The sequence below is a fragment of the Pantoea sp. X85 genome (genome assembly GCF_029623675.1).
GTDB classification, from domain to species: domain Bacteria; phylum Pseudomonadota; class Gammaproteobacteria; order Enterobacterales; family Enterobacteriaceae; genus Pantoea; species Pantoea leporis.
This window is the reverse complement of record NZ_CP121109.1, coordinates 757,094-771,939: the sequence shown is the minus strand read 5'-3', so window position 1 is coordinate 771,939 and position 14,846 is coordinate 757,094. Positions and strand designations below refer to the sequence as shown.

General features: G+C 55.6%; 16 protein-coding genes and 1 pseudogene. 12 read left to right on the top strand and 5 right to left on the bottom strand.

The window, feature by feature from the left end; translation table 11 throughout:
• The first annotated feature begins 481 nt into the window (after positions 1–481).
• The 4 genes from P6287_RS23175 to P6287_RS23160 all read left to right on the top strand — a co-directional run bounded on the left by P6287_RS23175 (position 482) and on the right by P6287_RS23160 (position 5,323).
• Complete coding sequence (locus P6287_RS23175) at positions 482–1,858, top strand: aldehyde dehydrogenase family protein (RefSeq protein ID WP_277975153.1); 1,377 nt, start codon at positions 482–484, stop codon at positions 1,856–1,858.
• A gap of 183 nt (positions 1,859–2,041) precedes the next feature.
• A complete protein-coding gene (locus tag P6287_RS23170; RefSeq protein WP_271460611.1) occupies positions 2,042–3,316 on the top strand; it encodes a nucleoside permease in 1,275 nt (424 codons plus the stop codon).
• A gap of 17 nt (positions 3,317–3,333) precedes the next feature.
• Positions 3,334–4,356 (top strand): ADP-ribosylglycohydrolase family protein, encoded by a 1,023-nt coding sequence (locus P6287_RS23165; protein ID WP_277975355.1) that lies wholly within the window; start codon positions 3,334–3,336, stop codon positions 4,354–4,356.
• Positions 4,343–5,323 (top strand): PfkB family carbohydrate kinase, encoded by a 981-nt coding sequence (locus P6287_RS23160; protein WP_192414700.1) that lies wholly within the window; start codon positions 4,343–4,345, stop codon positions 5,321–5,323. Before P6287_RS23165 ends, P6287_RS23160 begins: the two co-directional genes overlap by 14 nt.
• On the opposite strand, the gene P6287_RS23155 is transcribed toward P6287_RS23160, so the two are convergent.
• A complete protein-coding gene (locus P6287_RS23155; protein ID WP_277975152.1) occupies positions 5,310–6,050 on the bottom strand; it encodes a GntR family transcriptional regulator in 741 nt (246 codons plus the stop codon). The two genes, P6287_RS23160 and P6287_RS23155, sit on opposite strands and share 14 nt — an antisense overlap.
• Before the next feature lie 83 nt (positions 6,051–6,133).
• On the opposite strand from P6287_RS23155, the gene P6287_RS23150 reads away from it, so the two are divergent.
• Together P6287_RS23150 and P6287_RS23145 are read left to right on the top strand one after the other, a co-directional pair.
• On the top strand, positions 6,134–6,595 hold the full coding sequence (locus tag P6287_RS23150) for a type II toxin-antitoxin system RelE/ParE family toxin (RefSeq protein WP_277975151.1): 462 nt from the start codon (positions 6,134–6,136) through the stop codon (positions 6,593–6,595).
• Positions 6,588–6,905: a helix-turn-helix domain-containing protein gene (locus P6287_RS23145; RefSeq protein WP_277975150.1), complete on the top strand. Its 318-nt coding sequence runs from the start codon at positions 6,588–6,590 to the stop codon at positions 6,903–6,905. The genes P6287_RS23150 and P6287_RS23145 overlap by 8 nt, the downstream gene beginning before the upstream one ends.
• 41 nt (positions 6,906–6,946) lie before the next feature.
• On the opposite strand, the gene P6287_RS23140 is transcribed toward P6287_RS23145, so the two are convergent.
• A complete protein-coding gene (locus tag P6287_RS23140; RefSeq protein ID WP_008109189.1) occupies positions 6,947–7,132 on the bottom strand; it encodes a tautomerase family protein in 186 nt (61 codons plus the stop codon).
• A 167-nt stretch (positions 7,133–7,299) separates the two neighbouring features.
• Between P6287_RS23140 and P6287_RS23135 the strand changes: the two genes are divergently transcribed.
• Genes P6287_RS23135 through P6287_RS23120 form a run of 4 tightly spaced genes read left to right on the top strand, consistent with a single transcriptional unit; the run spans position 7,300 to position 11,943 of the window.
• Positions 7,300–8,826, top strand: a complete 1,527-nt coding sequence (locus tag P6287_RS23135) for an ABC transporter substrate-binding protein (protein WP_277975149.1) — start codon at positions 7,300–7,302, stop codon at positions 8,824–8,826.
• Positions 8,826–9,761, top strand: a complete 936-nt coding sequence (locus tag P6287_RS23130; protein WP_277975354.1) for an ABC transporter permease — start codon at positions 8,826–8,828, stop codon at positions 9,759–9,761. The genes P6287_RS23135 and P6287_RS23130 overlap by 1 nt, the downstream gene beginning before the upstream one ends.
• Complete coding sequence (locus P6287_RS23125) at positions 9,758–10,543, top strand: ABC transporter permease (RefSeq protein ID WP_101761154.1); 786 nt, start codon at positions 9,758–9,760, stop codon at positions 10,541–10,543. Before P6287_RS23130 ends, P6287_RS23125 begins: the two co-directional genes overlap by 4 nt.
• Positions 10,540–11,943 carry an ATP-binding cassette domain-containing protein gene (locus P6287_RS23120; RefSeq protein WP_277975148.1) on the top strand — a complete coding sequence of 468 codons (1,404 nt, stop codon included), beginning with the start codon at positions 10,540–10,542 and terminating at the stop codon, positions 11,941–11,943. The genes P6287_RS23125 and P6287_RS23120 overlap by 4 nt, the downstream gene beginning before the upstream one ends.
• Here P6287_RS23120 and P6287_RS23115 read toward each other — a convergent pair.
• Complete coding sequence (locus P6287_RS23115) at positions 11,940–12,461, bottom strand: GNAT family N-acetyltransferase (RefSeq protein WP_101761152.1); 522 nt, start codon at positions 12,459–12,461, stop codon at positions 11,940–11,942. The two genes, P6287_RS23120 and P6287_RS23115, sit on opposite strands and share 4 nt — an antisense overlap.
• A 140-nt stretch (positions 12,462–12,601) precedes the next feature.
• Positions 12,602–13,150, bottom strand: a complete 549-nt coding sequence (locus tag P6287_RS23110; RefSeq protein WP_192235427.1) for an XRE family transcriptional regulator — start codon at positions 13,148–13,150, stop codon at positions 12,602–12,604.
• Between the two features lie 102 nt (positions 13,151–13,252).
• On the opposite strand from P6287_RS23110, the gene P6287_RS23105 reads away from it, so the two are divergent.
• Positions 13,253–13,927: an AzlC family ABC transporter permease gene (locus P6287_RS23105; RefSeq protein WP_110867038.1), complete on the top strand. Its 675-nt coding sequence runs from the start codon at positions 13,253–13,255 to the stop codon at positions 13,925–13,927.
• Positions 13,917–14,237 carry an AzlD domain-containing protein gene (locus tag P6287_RS23100; RefSeq protein ID WP_008109204.1) on the top strand — a complete coding sequence of 107 codons (321 nt, stop codon included), beginning with the start codon at positions 13,917–13,919 and terminating at the stop codon, positions 14,235–14,237. The genes P6287_RS23105 and P6287_RS23100 overlap by 11 nt, the downstream gene beginning before the upstream one ends.
• Here the strand turns inward: P6287_RS23100 and P6287_RS23095 are convergent.
• A pseudogene (locus tag P6287_RS23095) lies at positions 14,219–14,761 on the bottom strand (GNAT family N-acetyltransferase). The gene P6287_RS23100 and the pseudogene P6287_RS23095 overlap by 19 nt on opposite strands.
• Positions 14,762–14,846: the final 85 nt, after the last annotated feature.

Sequence of the window (14,846 nt, the reverse complement as noted above, 5' to 3'; positions counted from 1 at the left end):
AGCCTGAGATCTTCATTCTGTGGATGAAAAGGGTCGTTTTCTGATTACAGTGAACATTAACACTGTTTATAGTGAACATTCTACTCTCTATAGTGAATAAACTACTGACTCCAGTGAACACTTTACTCATTATAGTGAACGCGATCACCTTCTGAGCCCTTGTGGGGTGCGGCCTGCGACGATCGGGGATCTCTTAGGATCTCTTTAAGATCTCTATATGATCTTTCTTTAAGATCTATTCACTGTATAACTTAGTAACGCCCGGACTGGCGCGGCTTTAGACCGGCAAAATGTTTAAAACAGCTCCATTGCAATAACATCCCCTTTGATCCCACCAAATCATCAGTTATGTGCGATCAGGATCCTTATTCTTCTTCATAAATGAACAACTTCCTCATTATTATTCATTTTTAAGAAACTATATCCCGGCGTAAAGTGAACTTCATCGAACATCACATCACTTATGACGAGGACATCTTCCATGACTGACAACGTTATCTCCCGTAACCCGACTACCGGCGAAATCCTCGCAACCTATCCGCTGCAGAGCGCAGCCGAGTTGAAAGCCGCATTGCAGCAAAGTGCTGATGCCTATGCAGAATGGCGCTATACCGCGATGCCGCAGCGAGTGAAAGTGCTGCGTCAACTGGCTGAACAGATTCGCCAGCGTCAGGATGAGCTCGCAACCATGGCCACACTGGAAATGGGCAAACCGATCGCTCAGGCACGCGCTGAAGTACTGAAATGCGCCAATCTGTGTGACTGGTATGCAGAGCATGGTCCGGCGATCCTGGCCGACAAACCAACGCTGGTAGAAAACCAGCAAGCGTGGCAGTCATTTCGCCCACTTGGTGTGATCCTTGCTGTAATGCCATGGAACTTCCCTTACTGGCAGGTTCTGCGCGGCGCAGTCAGCATCTTGCTGGCGGGCAATACCTACGTGCTCAAGCACGCGCCAAGCGTAATGGGATCCGCCAACCTGATGAAGTCACTTTTTGACGCCACCGAACTGCCTAAAGGCGGCTTTACCGTGATCAACGTCGATAACGATGGCGTTTCGGCCGCGATCAAAGATCCACGTATTGCCGCTGTAGCGGTAACCGGCAGCGTGCGTGCAGGCGGTGCAATTGCAGCGCAAGCCGGTGCGGTACTGAAGAAAACCGTGCTTGAACTGGGCGGCGCAGATCCTTTTATTGTGCTGGCGGATGCAGATCTGGATGCTGCGGTAGCCTCAGCGGTCACAGGACGCTATCAGAACACAGGACAGGTCTGCATGGCAGCCAAGCGCTTCATCATTGAAGAAAGCGTCGCAGAAGCGTTTGAGGCGCGTTTCAGCGCAGCGGTACAGGCATTGAAGATCGGCGATCCTTTGGCAGAAGATACCTACATCGGACCAATGGCGCGTTACGATCTGCGTGACGAGCTGGATAATCAAGTGCAGCAGACCATCAAGGAAGGCGCACGTTTGGTATTAGGCGGCCATAAGATCGACGGCCCAGGCAACTATTACGCCCCGACGATCCTCGCCGATGTCACACCAGGCATGACCGCATTCCAGCAAGAGATCTTTGGCCCGGTCGCAGCAATTAGTGTCGCTCGTGATGCACAACATGCCCTTGAGCTGGCAAACGACAGCGAATTCGGGCTGAGTGCAACAGTGTGGAGCGGCAACGAAGCGCTGGCCAACGAACTGGCGGAAAAACTCGAGACCGGCGCGGTATTTATCAATGGCAATGGTGCGTCAGATCCGCGAGTTGCGATTGGAGGCGTGAAGAAGAGCGGCTATGGTCGTGAACTGTCAAGCTTTGGCGTCCACGAATTCTGCAATATTCAGACGGTATGGAAAAACCGCCGCTAAGCATCACAGGGCGCGTCAGGCGCGCCCTTATTCCCATCCTCCGCCCCCAGATATCTCGCATCTCATACCGTTGCCCATCATTTAAAATGTTGTGGACCAGTTCAAAAAATCCACCAGTGGTATTACAAAGGTATTATATCCGGTGTTAGATTTGCCTCCACCTACACCGGGGAGTCCTTTTAAATGAAAACAACAATCCCAAAACTGTCGTTCATGATGTTTCTTGAGTGGTTTATCTGGGGCGCATGGTTTGTACCGCTCTGGGCATTTCTCAGCAAAAACGGCTTCTCGCCGGTTGAGATAGCCTGGTGTTACGCCTGTACTTCGATAGCCGCCATCCTGTCGCCGATCCTTGTCGGATCGCTGGCCGATCGCTTCTTCCAGGCGCAGAAAGTGTTGTCGCTGCTAACAATCGTCGGATCGATTCTGATGTTCTTCGCAGCTCAGCAAACGCATTTCGGCGGTTTCTTCCCGTTGCTATTGCTGTATGCGCTCACTTACATGCCCACCATCGCCTTAACCAATAGCATCGCGTTTTCGCACGTCGCGGATGTGGAGCGTGATTACCCGCGCATTCGCGTCATGGGCACCCTTGGCTGGATCGCGTCCGGCATCGTTTGTGGTTTCCTGCCGCCGCTGCTGGGCTATGGCGATATCTCAGCCAGCAACGTGCCGTTATTGATCACCGCCGCAAGCTCGCTGTTACTGGGCATTTTTGCCCTGACGTTGCCCGCCACCGAGCCGAAAAGCACCGGCAAATTCAGCCTGCGCGTCGCGCTTGGTCTGGATGCGCTGCATCTGCTGAAGGATCGCAGCTTCCTCGTGTTCTTCGTCTGCTCCTTCCTGTTCAGCATGCCGCTGGCGTTTTACTACATTTTTGCCGAAGGCTATCTGACGGAAGTCGGCTTACCGCACGCCACCGGTTGGATGACGCTCGGCCAGGTTTCGGAAATCTTCTTCCTGCTGGCGCTGCCGTTCTTCATCAAACGCTTTGGCATCGGCAAAGTGCTGCTGCTGGGATTAACCACCGCCGCACTGCGCTACGTGTTCTTCGTGTTCGGTGGCGATCAAAACATGCTGACTTACGGCTTGCTGTTCATGGGCATTCTGCTGCACGGCGTCAGCTACGATTTCTACTTCATCACCGCTTACATCTACGTTGATAAGAAAGCGCCAGTGGCGATGCGTAATGCTGCGCAAGGGCTGATCACGCTGGCCTGTCAGGGTATCGGCAGCCTGCTGGGTTACCGCCTTGGCGGCTATCTGATGCAGGAAATGTTCGCCTACGACCAACCCCGCGACGGGCAGACTTTCAACTGGGCAGGCATGTGGATGTTTGGCAGCGTGATGATCGTAATGATCACCATCGCCTTTATCGTCCTGTTCCGCGACGGCAAAAAACGCAGCGATGAACTTACCGCTTTCGAAAATTCAGCAACCGCTGACAGCCATAAATAAGAGATTTCACCATGACGATGACAACGCAAGAAAAACGGATTTTAGGCGCGTTTTACGGCCAGGCGCTGGGCGATGCGATGGGCATGCCATCCGAATTATGGCCGCGCTCACGCGTGAAGCAGCACTTTGGCTGGATCGATCGCTTCCTGCCCGGTCCGGCTGAGAACAACGCCGCCTGCTACTTTGGCCGGGCGGCCTTTACCGATGACACTTCTATGGCGCTGGCGTTGGCTGATGCGATCGTATCGCACGATGGCGAGATCAACGCCGAAACCATTGGTGCGAATATTTTGCAGTGGGCTGAGTCGTTTGATGCCTTCAACAAAAACGTGCTTGGACCGACCTCAAAAATCGCGCTCAACGCCATGAAAGCCGGCACGCCGGTGTCGCAGCTGGAAAATAACGGCATGACTAACGGCGCAGCGATGCGTGTGTCACCGCTCGGCTGTCTGCTGCCAGCACGCGATTTACCGGCATTCATCGATGCCGTCGCACTGGCGTCGAGCCCAACGCATAAATCGGATGTCGCGATTTCCGGCGCGACGGTGATTGCATGGGCTGTTTCACGCGCCATTGACGGTGCCAGCTGGGCAACGATCCGCGATGAACTGCCTGCGATCGCACGCGCGGCGCAGGAAAAGCGTGTCACCACCTTTAGCGCATCAATGGCGGCACGCCTCGAACTGGCGTTAAGCGTGGTCGCGCAGGGCAGGGGCGTGGAATCCACCATGCAGAAGATTTACGATTTGGTGGGCACCGGAACCGGCACCATTGAATCGGTACCGGCGGCGATTGCGATGGTGGAATTGGCCGAGACCGATCCTAATCGCTGCGCGATCCTTTGCGCTAACCTCGGCGGCGATACCGATACCATCGGCGCGATGGCGGTGGCCATTTGCGGCGCGCTGCACGGCATCGACAGCATCGACGTTGCCTTGAAAGCCGAGCTGGATGCAGCTAACGCGCTGGATTTCACTCGTTACAGCGCTGCATTCACGCGTTTCCGCCAGCAGCGCGAGGCCGCTTATGTTGACGCCTGATGATCTGCAGAGACTTGAAAGCCGTCTGCCAGTGCTTGTGATTGGTGCGGCGGTAGTGGATGTGATTGCTGACGCTTACTCGTTGCCCCATCGTGGCAGCGATATTGAGCTCCATCAGCAGGGCGTCAACGTGGGCGGCTGTGCGCTAAATGTGGCGATTGCGCTGCACCGGCTTGGCATCCCGTCCATCAATGCGCTGCCGCTCGGCAACGGCACTTGGGCCAGCATAGTGCGGCAGAAGCTGACGGAATATGGCATCCACAGCGTGCTGGAAACGGCGAAAGGCGATAACGGCTGGTGTTTAGCGTTAGTGGAACCTGATGGCGAGCGTACTTTTCTGTCAGTGAGCGGCGTGGAAAATCAGTGGGATGCAGCGCTGCTGAACACGTTGCCGCAGCTGGCCAATCGCTGGATCTACCTTTCCGGCTATCAGCTCACCAGCAAAAGCGGTGATGTGCTGATCGACTGGCTGGAGCAGCAAAGCCAGCCGTATCAGTTGCTGGTGGATTTCGGTCCGCGTCTGGCGGATATCGGTGATGCGCATTTCGAACGCGTTATGGCGTGCCATCCACTGATTACAGTGAACAGACAGGAAGCCGAACTGCTGTGGCATGAACGTATGAATCAAACAGAACCCTTTGATGCGCATAAGTTAATGACGTGCTGGCAGCAGCGATTCGGTGGCGCGATGGTGGTGCGACTTGATAGCGAAGGCGCCGGTTTCGTTAACGCGGAAACCCAGGGCTGGATGCCGGCGCTGCCGACAAAAGTGGTCGATACTATCGGCGCAGGCGACAGCCACGCGGGTGGATTACTGGCGGGATTAGCGTCGGGTTGGTCGCTGGCAGAAAGCGTCGCGCTGGGCAACGCGGTGGCGTCTTTTGTGGTGTCACAACGCGGCGGCGATTGCGCGCCCGATCGCGCCACGTTAACAGCTTACTGGCAACAGCGCCTTACTCCGCAATAAACACATACATATCGCTACGACAGTAGCTAATGCTGTACTCCAGCGGATTGCCCTGCGCATCTAACGCCAGCTGCTTGATCACCAAAACAGGTACGTTGTCGGGTAGGGCGATCTGCTGCTGCAGCGCCTCATTAGGCATGCGAGCACTCACTCTGCTTTGCGATTTTACCGGCAGAATTTGTTGCTGGTGGAAATAGTCGTAAAGCGAAATGCCAATCTCATCCGCATTAGCGATATAGCGCGCCGGCACCCAGGATTCTTCCACCGACACCGCTTGCTGATCGACATAACGAATACGTTTCAGCAAATACACTTCGCTGCCTTTGTCCAGCCCCAATTTCTCAGCGATTTCTGCATCGCAATGGATTTTGCTTTTGTTAATCCACACGGTGTCGGGCTTTTTACCACGCAATACCGCTTGCTGCGACAAGCCTTTCGGCTCTTTCAGTGAGTACTCTAACTGGCTGCAGATTTGCGTACCGTAGCCTCGAGAGCGCAATACCACGCCCTCTTTTTCCAGCGCATCCATGGCTTTACGCACGGTAATGCGCGAAATGTTCAGCGACTGGCTGAAGTCACGCTCACTCGGCAGGATCTCTTCATGCACTAACACGCCATCACGCACCGCATCTTTAATTGCAGTGGCAAAGCGTTTGTACAGCGGCGTGCGGCTGTTATCAGCAAGGGTAAAAGTCAGCCGCGAAAATAGTTGAGTTTGGTCGGTCATAGTGGGCGGGTTCACTTATCCTGGTAAGCGGCAGAACGTCTATGATACTGACTTTCAGGCGATTGGGATACGCCAGCAAGCGCATGAAAATTGATCTTACCCGTAAGCATGACTATAGTAATGCTTACGGATTAAAGAGTGGCAAGGAAGCGACCATGGGAATTTATCTCACGCCAGAATTTCAGGAAGAACGTTTAAAAGCACGCATCAACGACAAAATTTTGTGTAAGGCAGCGATGTCCATTTTTGCCGGGCTTCACGGCGATTGCCTGGGTCGATTTACTTATAAGAAGCGAGTCGGTTTACCTGGCATCGGTGCTTCTGATGGGGCGCGCTGCATAGTATTTTTCAATGATGGGAAAAATCTTTACTTTTTTGATATGTATTTAAAAAGTCAGCTTTCGAAGAAGAAAGGCAAAGAGTTAGAAGACGATGAAATTGATGCCTATTGCAGCATCGCGCGAGATTTCATTGCTATGCCCGACGAGCTAATCGAGGCGTTAGTTAAAGTTAAAGAGTTGATTGAGGTAAACTGTAATGACTGATCGTTTAAAAAAAATCCAGAGCATGGCGCAACGTTATAATCAGCTTGGAGCAGTGAAAGATGAAACAGTTGCCGAAATTAACGCTGCTATAGAAGCGCGTAACATTCCTCCAGTACGTACGATGAGTGGTATAGAAATTAAAGCAGTGCGACTGCGCTGGAATATGTCGCAAGCAGCGCTGGCGTTAACCACCGGAATGTCTGTGGAAAGCGTATCCAAGTGGGAGCGCAACGAAAGCAAGCCAAACAAAGCGGCATTACGCATTCTCAACACGATTGAAGATAAAGGGCCAGCCGTCTTTATCCTCTGAATAATAAAAGCCCCATTGGGGCTTTTAGGCATACACCCGACTCAACGCTCATCAAACGGCACGCCACCTTTCGACTTATGATGTTTTGGCGTTTCGATAATGGAAACTGTCACTGAATTAGCATCGATCTCAAACGAATCTGCCACCGCCGCGGTGACGGCTCTCAACAACTTCTTTTTCTGCTCAATCGTGCGACCTTCTGCCGCATACACAACGATTTCTGGCATCTCTGCTGCTCCATAAAGTAAACGTTCGTTTTCAGCATAGCGCAGCAAAAGCACTGCGCGCAGCGTCAATCACCTGTCTTTGCCAGCAATCTGTGTTGAAATGTGTATTGTTATGTTATAACGTAATTAACTCACATAATATGTAGCGGCTTCAGTCGGAAATCTTAATGAAATCAATGAAAAAATTGCTTATCGCTTCGGCGTTAGGCCTGGCTTCTTACGCCTCAATGGCGGCTGAACATCAGGATAAAACGGTGCGCATTGCGGCACCGTTTGAAATCAAAGGCGCCGATCCCGCACTCTCCGGCGACATTTTGTTGCGAATGGATGTGGTGGAAACGCTGGTGGAAGTGAACGAACGCGCCGAGCCCATTCCGGCGCTGGCGCAAAGCTGGCAGGTATCGGCAGATGGTTTGCAATGGCAATTGAATTTGCGTCCCAACGTACGCTTCCATGATGGATCGCCATTGGATGCGGCCGCGGTGGTGAAATCACTCAACACCGCGCGCAGCAAAGCGGGTCTGCTGGATAAAACGCCGATCACCGCTATCAGCGGGGAAGGGCAACGCGTCACCATCACCTTGAGCGAACCATTTACGCCGCTGCTTTCGGTTTTAGCAGAGAGCCGTTCCCAGATTCTGGCGTTGGCTAGCTGGGATGCGCAGGGCAACATCACCCGCATCATCGGCAGCGGCCCGTTTATGCTGACGTCATTCCAGCCACCGCAATCGCTGGCAGTAAAACGTTTTGAAGATTACTGGGGCAAAAAGCCAGCGATTGCGGCTGCCAGCTATCTCTCTTCCGGGCGCGCCGAAACACGCGCCTTGCTGGCGGAAAGCGGCGACGCGGATTACGTATTCAACCTGGATGCTGCCAGCCGTCAGCGTTTAGCGCGCAAGCCAGCGCTACAACTGCCGGCCATTCCGGTGCCGCGCACGCTGATGCTGAAACTCAATGCGGGCGATCCGCTGTTAGCCGAACAGCCGGTGCGTGCAGCGATCAGCATGGCGATAGACCGTAACGCGCTGGTGATGGCGGTATTGCGTTATCCGGGCTCGGCCACTCAGTTATTCCCGCCGAATATGGGTGAATGGCACAACAACGCACTGCAACCGTTGCAATTCAATCCGCAGCAGGCGGCACAGCAACTGCAGGCGGCGGGTTGGAAAATGGGTGCAGATGGCGTGTTAGCACGTAACGGCCAGCGCTTTAGTGTGACGCTGCTGACCTTCCCCGATCGTCCCGAACTGCCGCTGATGGCGATGGTTATCCAGCAGCAGCTGCGCAAAGTCGGCATTGAAGTGAAGATCAACTCCACCAACGCCAGCGAAATTCCGGCGCAGCATCACAGCAATCGTCTACAACTGGCGCTGTTTTCCCGCAACTTTGCACTCACGCCTGATCCCACCGGCACGTTACTGCAGGATTATGCGGAAAAGGGCGGCGACTGGGGCGCGATGAACTGGCATCCGGCCGGTTTTAGCGCGGCATTGCACACCTTAACGCAATCCACTGACACGGCAGAACGTGCGCAGGCGCGTAACCTGATCACTGCCTCGTTACAGCAGGATTTGCCAGTGATCCCGATTGCCTGGTATCAGCAATCGGCCGCGATTAACAGCAAGCTGAAAAACGTCACGCTCGATCCGTTTGAACGCCACTTTGGTCTGCGTCAGATGGAGTGGGATCAATGATGTTCAAACTACTTGGCTGGCGCGTAGCGCAGGCAGCTTTTGTGGTGTTGGCGGTGGGATTACTCACCTGGTTTTTGGTGCAGTCCTTGCCCGGCGATATGGCATGGCGCATTGCCAGCGGTCGTTATGGCTACGATCGTGTGGATGCCAACGCGGTGGCGCGGGTGCAGCAAGAACTGAGTGGCTCGCTGCAGCAGGGCAGCGCGTTGCTGCACTGGCTATTCGATCTGCTGCAGTTCAACTTTGGTCGTTCGCTGGTCTCCGGCGAACCGGTGATGGATGAACTGCGCTGGCAGCTGAGTCAAACGCTGGCGCTGGCAGGTTCATCGCTTTTCCTGACGATACTGTTCACCTTGCCGCTGGGTATATGGGCGGGATGCCATGCCAATGGCAAGCTCGACCGCGCATTATTCTGGCTGAGCGCACTGCTGAAATCGGTACCGCATTTTGCGCTGGGCATGCTGCTGATTGTCCTGCTGGCGCTGCAGCTCGATTGGCTGCCCAGCGCCGGGCATGGCGAGCTGCGTCATTTTCTATTGCCATCGTTGACGCTGGCATTGTCGTTAACCGCGGTGGGCGTGCGCGTGGTGCGTGAAGCCACGTATCAGGTTGTCAGCTCGGGCTATTACCGCTGGGGCGCGCAGAAAGGATTAGCGCCCGCAACGTTATTGCGTCGTCATGGATTGCGCAACCTCGCATCGCCGGTATTGACCTGGTTCGGCATGCAGTTTGTCTGGCTGGTGGAAGGCGTAGTGGTGGTCGAAACGCTGTTTGCCTGGCCTGGCATTGGTCACGCGCTGGTGCATGCCATCTTCGCCCGCGATGTGCCGGTGATTCAGGCCAGCGCCATGACGCTCGGACTGCTGTTCGTGCTGCTGAATATGCTGGTGGATGCGGGTTGTCATCTGCTTGATCCCAGAGGAGCACGCGCATGACAATTTCATTTTCGCGTCTTATCGGCCTGCTGCTGTTGTGCTTGCTGCTTGGTTTCGCCTTCCTGCTGCCTCTGATTCATCACGGCGACCCGCTGGAACAGGATCTGCTGCAAATGCTGCACGCGCCGAGCGGCGCCAATCTTCTCGGGTTTGATCATCTTGGTCGCGACATGCTGCCGCGCCTCAGTGCCGCGTTGCGCCTTTCGCTGGGTCTCGCGGCGCTCTGTGTGATGAGCGCACTGCTTGCGGGCGTGCTGGCTGGCGTATTCAGCGCACTGTATGGCGGCTGGCTGGATCGTCTGCTCAGCATGCTCGGCGATATGTGTCTGGCGCTGCCGGGATTGCTGCTGGTGCTGCTGTTAGCGGCGATTGCGCCGGATTCTCCCGGCATGTTGTGGCTGGGGATTTCGCTGGTGCTGTGGGTGGAGTTCTTCCGCGTCACGCGCGCAACCCTGCGCCCGATTGTGCAGGCACCCGGCATGCAGGCCTCAAAGTTGCTCGGTTTTTCGGCGTTCTACCGTTTCCGCCGACACCTGTGGCCAGCGTTAGCGCCGGTATTAACCACGTTGACTCTGTTCTCGTTCAGCAGCGCCATCATGGCGGTCTCTGCGCTTGGCTTTATCAGCGTCGGCGTACGTCCGCCGACGCCAGAACTGGGTTTAATGATGACCGAACTGCTGCCGTTTGCCTGGGAAGCGCCGTGGCTGTTAATGCAGCCGGTAATCGCGCTGTTTCTACTGTTGATCAGCCTGAATCTGTTAATGAAAGAGGAGCGTAAATGAAAGGATTACAGGTTATCGGCATCAGCGTCACAACCGCCAACGCCACGCTGGTGGAACCGGTTGATTTCACCTTGCAGCCCGGACAACCGCTGACCTTGCTGGGTGAAACCGGTTCAGGTAAAAGCCTGCTGGCACAAGCGGTCATGGGCATTTTGCCTGACGATTTACAGGCCAGCGGTACGCTAATCATCAACGAACAGCGTTTTACCCTGCCGCAGGATGCCGGATTGTTGCGTGAATTATGGGGCCGCACATTAGCGTCGCTGCCTCAGGAGCCGTGGCTGTCGCTGGATCCCACCATGTCAGTGCTTCAGCAGATTGCGGAAGGCTATCGTTATGTACGCGGACAGGCGAAATCCACCAGCGCACTGTCGGCCCAGCGCGATTTACAACAGCTTGGTTTACAGGATGCGGCGCCGCGTTTTCCGTGGCAACTCTCCGGCGGGATGGCGCAGCGCGCCGCCTTTGCCGCCGCACGAGCAGGTGGCGCGGAGATACTGATTGCCGATGAACCAACCAAAGGGCTGGATGTGGCGCGTCGTGATGAGGTAGCGGCCTTACTGCGCCGGGAAGTGGCCGACGGCGGCACACTGCTCACCATCACCCACGACATCGCGCTGGCCCGCCAGTTGAGCGGTGAGGTGATCGTGATGCATAAAGGCAAGGTGATCGAGCAGGGCAGGGCGGAACAGGTGTTACATGAACCGCAGCAGCGCTATACGCGTGAATTACTCGCCGCCGATCCCACCGCCTGGCCTGCACGGCAACAAACCGTTATGGGCAGTAAACCGGTGGTGAGCGCTGAGGGCATCCGCTTGCAGCGCGGCGGTAAATCGCTCGGCGTGCCGCAAGACTTCAGGCTGCACGCCGGGGAAATCGTTGGATTACACGGTGCCAGCGGCAGCGGTAAAAGTAGCTTTGGCGATGTGCTGCTCGGCCTGCTAACCCCGCAGCAAGGCAAGGTGACGCGGCATGCGGCGGTCGATGGGCTGAAATACCAGAAGATTTATCAGGATCCGTCTGCGCTGTTCCCACCGACCCGCACGCTGGCGCAAAGCCTGGACGATGTGTTGCGCCGTCATCGCATCGCCTCCACGCGGCGGGATGCGCTGATGGAGCAATTGGCGCTGACGCCGGAACTGCTGACGCGTCGTCCCGATTCACTGTCGGGCGGCGAGCTGCAGCGCTTCTCGCTGTTACGCGTGATGCTGCTGGATCCGGTATTTCTGTTTGCCGATGAACCTACATCGCGTCTGGATCCGCTGGTGCAGCAGCAAACCATCCAGCTCATCACCTCGCTGGCGCGCGAGCAGCAGTGCGCGGTGTTGCTGGTGAGCCACGATCGCGATCTGCTGGAAAAGGGCACGCATCGTATGATCGCGATGGAGGCAGTCGTTTAACGTTCTGGCGGCTGGCTGTCGCCGTGACCGAGTGAACGCTGCATCACTACGGTATCCAGCCAGCGGCCATGTTTGAATCCCACTGATTTCATTACACCGGTGTGCTCAAAACCGAGCGCCCGGTGTAATCCCAGCGATCCGGCATTCGCGCTATCGCCAACAATCGCGATGATTTGGCGAAATCCCGCCGCTTCTGCCAGCGCAATGGCTTTTTGCAACAGTGCGCGACCAATGCCTCTGCCGGTTTGCTGCTGATCGAGGTAAATCGAATCCTCCAGCGTAAAGCGATAGGCATAGCGCGGGCGATACGGCGCCAGATAGCAGTAACCCAACACCTGATCATCCTCCTGCGCCACCAGCCAAAAACCGCCGCGCTGCTGCACATCCTGCACGCGATTCTGCATTTCGCTCGCCGAAGGTGGTTCAGTTTCAAAGGTCGCGGTGCCGTGCAGCACATGCCAGGCGTAGATTTTCTGAATGGCAGCGGCGTGATGAGGTCGGGCGGGAATAATGTCCATATGTTCCTGATTCTTAGCGGCGAAAACCACAGCATGCCACCGCGCCGCACGCGAATCATCGGATTTAATAATAGGAAATTCTGATGGTCACTCTGCAATTCCATAGTGGCGACATTTATGGCGACCTGACCCACCGACGCTCAATTCTGCTCCGACAGCTGCACCGCCATGGTATCCGGCTCTAAGGCTTCGAACACATGCGGTTCGTCAGCGGGATAGCAAATGTAGTCGCCGGGATGCAGTTCGACCGGCGCATCGCGCGGCCCAACCAGCGCCCGGCCACGCGCGATAATCACATGCTCCACCGAGCCCGGCGGATGCGGTTTTGAATCGCGCGGCGCGCCCGGTTGGCTGGTGACCAGATAGAGATCGCGGCGTCCGCCGGGCGGGCAGCTTGCAAGCAATGCTGCCTGATAATCCGCCATCTCCGCCGAGACGATCATGCCTTCGCCACGGCGAATTACCTGCAATCGCTTCACTTCCGGCTCCATCAAACGCGCGAAAGGAATGTTCAGCGCCACACACAGCGCCCACAACGTTTCAAGGCTGGGATTGCCATTGCCCGCTTCGAGCTGCGACAGCGTAGATTTGGCGATGCCGGCACGACGCGCCACCTCTGTCAGTGAAAGCCCCGCGCGCTGACGTTCGCGCAGTAATCCGACAGCAATAATATCAATTGGCGTGGTCAAACCCTCTCCTGTTCTTTATATCGAACGATTTGTTCGTCTTGTAAAACGATTCTTGCGCGTTCATTATAACGGCTTTCCTGTTCGATATGAGATCAAATTGTGATGCGTCTGGGTGCAGTACCGCTTGATCGCGGAGTAATAAAAGCCATTTTCCTGGTTTGTCTTGCCGACGGCATTGTCGGGCTCTCTTACGGTTCGCTGGCGGCAGCGGAAGGGTTTCCGCTGTGGGTGCCGATTGCACTATCAACGCTGGTGCTGGCGGGCGCGTCGGAATTCCTGTTTATCGGCATCGTGGCTGGCGGCGGCAGTCCGTTAACGGCGGCGGCGGCGGGTTTGCTGGTCAACGCGCGTCATCTGCCGTTTGGCATTGCGGTGAAAGATCTGGTTGGTAAAGGCAGCCGCAGTTTGTTGGGATGCCACATCATGAATGATGAAAGCGTGGTGTTTGGTATTTCCCAGCCAAAACTGGCGCAACGTCGTGCCGCGTACTGGATTTGCGGATTAGGTATTTTCACCATCTGGCCGCTGTCGGTCATTGGCGGTGCGGTGATCGGGCGCTTCATTCCCGACGTATCGGCCATTGGTCTGGATGCGGTGTTCCCAGCGATCCTGATTGCCCTGATATTCCCGGCGCTGCGTCAGCGTCGTACGCTGATCCCCGCTACGCTCGGCACCACGCTGTCTGTGCTGGCGACACCGTTTGTGCCAGCGGGCATGCCGGTGCTGTTTTCACTGCTGGGATTACTGAGCTGGCGGGAGCGTAAAAATGCAAAATAATCTGATCATTGGCGGCATCGCGCTGCTGGCGGTAGGCACTTATGCGATTCGTTTCGCCGGTTATCGCCTGGGCAGCCGCATGCAGATGTCGGATCGCGCACGCAATATGCTATCCGATGCTGCCACCGTTTTGCTGCTGGCGGTGGCCGTCACCACCGCGCTGTTTGAAGGCACGCATTTCGCCGGCGTGGCGCGCATCGCCGGCGTGCTGTTTGCGGTGTTTTTGGCCTGGCGGCGCACACCGTTAATCCTGGTGATTATCGGTGCCGCGCTAATGACCGCGTTGCTACGTTACTTTGGCGTGCCCTGATCGCGCCAGGTTTGCGCACGTAATTCATATACCAAACTGGCGGGCGCGCCCGGAACATCGTGAACCTGGCCGTAACAGCGCAGTCCCGCCTTTTCCAGTACCTGCTGTGATGCAATATGATCCTAACGCACCGCCGCATCAATAACCGGAAGCTGGCATTCATCGAAGCCATAAGCGATAACCCTTCGTGCAAACTCGGTGGCATAACCTTTTCCCCATGCCTCTTTCGCCAGACGATAGCCAAGATTATTTACCGGCTTGCCAGCAAACTCGCGCACCGATAAACCACCAAATCCGATAACCTCATCCGGCTGTTCCCGCAGGCAAATTGCCCAGTTACCAAAGGGAAAGGATTGCCAGTGCGCCAGCCAGCGATTTAACACTTCTTCTGCAAAGGCTAAATCGGGAAACGGACCCGCCGGATTGAACATGTTGGTTTTAGGATCGCCATAGATGGCAAACAGGCGCTGAACATCGGTGGGTTCAACCGGACGAAGAAACAAACGTGATGAAGTGAGTTGCATTGTCGTAACCTTTTGTAGCCGAGATCGGCGTTATCTTCCTGATGAGTTTTGTTACTGTGATACTCCACGGATTACTAGCATAGAG

What these genes read in the sequence shown, in the direction of transcription:
- P6287_RS23175 (WP_277975153.1), top strand. Translation starts at nt 482, where the DNA reads ATGACTGACAACGTTATCTCCCGTAACCCGACTACCGGCGAAATCCTC.
- P6287_RS23170 (WP_271460611.1), top strand. Translation starts at nt 2,042, where the DNA reads ATGAAAACAACAATCCCAAAACTGTCGTTCATGATGTTTCTTGAGTGG.
- P6287_RS23165 (WP_277975355.1), top strand. Translation starts at nt 3,334, where the DNA reads ATGACAACGCAAGAAAAACGGATTTTAGGCGCGTTTTACGGCCAGGCG.
- P6287_RS23160 (WP_192414700.1), top strand. Translation starts at nt 4,343, where the DNA reads ATGTTGACGCCTGATGATCTGCAGAGACTTGAAAGCCGTCTGCCAGTG.
- P6287_RS23155 (WP_277975152.1), bottom strand. Translation starts at nt 6,050, where the DNA reads ATGACCGACCAAACTCAACTATTTTCGCGGCTGACTTTTACCCTTGCT.
- P6287_RS23150 (WP_277975151.1), top strand. Translation starts at nt 6,134, where the DNA reads ATGAAAATTGATCTTACCCGTAAGCATGACTATAGTAATGCTTACGGA.
- P6287_RS23145 (WP_277975150.1), top strand. Translation starts at nt 6,588, where the DNA reads ATGACTGATCGTTTAAAAAAAATCCAGAGCATGGCGCAACGTTATAAT.
- P6287_RS23140 (WP_008109189.1), bottom strand. Translation starts at nt 7,132, where the DNA reads ATGCCAGAAATCGTTGTGTATGCGGCAGAAGGTCGCACGATTGAGCAG.
- P6287_RS23135 (WP_277975149.1), top strand. Translation starts at nt 7,300, where the DNA reads ATGAAATCAATGAAAAAATTGCTTATCGCTTCGGCGTTAGGCCTGGCT.
- P6287_RS23130 (WP_277975354.1), top strand. Translation starts at nt 8,826, where the DNA reads ATGTTCAAACTACTTGGCTGGCGCGTAGCGCAGGCAGCTTTTGTGGTG.
- P6287_RS23125 (WP_101761154.1), top strand. Translation starts at nt 9,758, where the DNA reads ATGACAATTTCATTTTCGCGTCTTATCGGCCTGCTGCTGTTGTGCTTG.
- P6287_RS23120 (WP_277975148.1), top strand. Translation starts at nt 10,540, where the DNA reads ATGAAAGGATTACAGGTTATCGGCATCAGCGTCACAACCGCCAACGCC.
- P6287_RS23115 (WP_101761152.1), bottom strand. Translation starts at nt 12,461, where the DNA reads ATGGACATTATTCCCGCCCGACCTCATCACGCCGCTGCCATTCAGAAA.
- P6287_RS23105 (WP_110867038.1), top strand. Translation starts at nt 13,253, where the DNA reads ATGCGTCTGGGTGCAGTACCGCTTGATCGCGGAGTAATAAAAGCCATT.
- P6287_RS23100 (WP_008109204.1), top strand. Translation starts at nt 13,917, where the DNA reads ATGCAAAATAATCTGATCATTGGCGGCATCGCGCTGCTGGCGGTAGGC.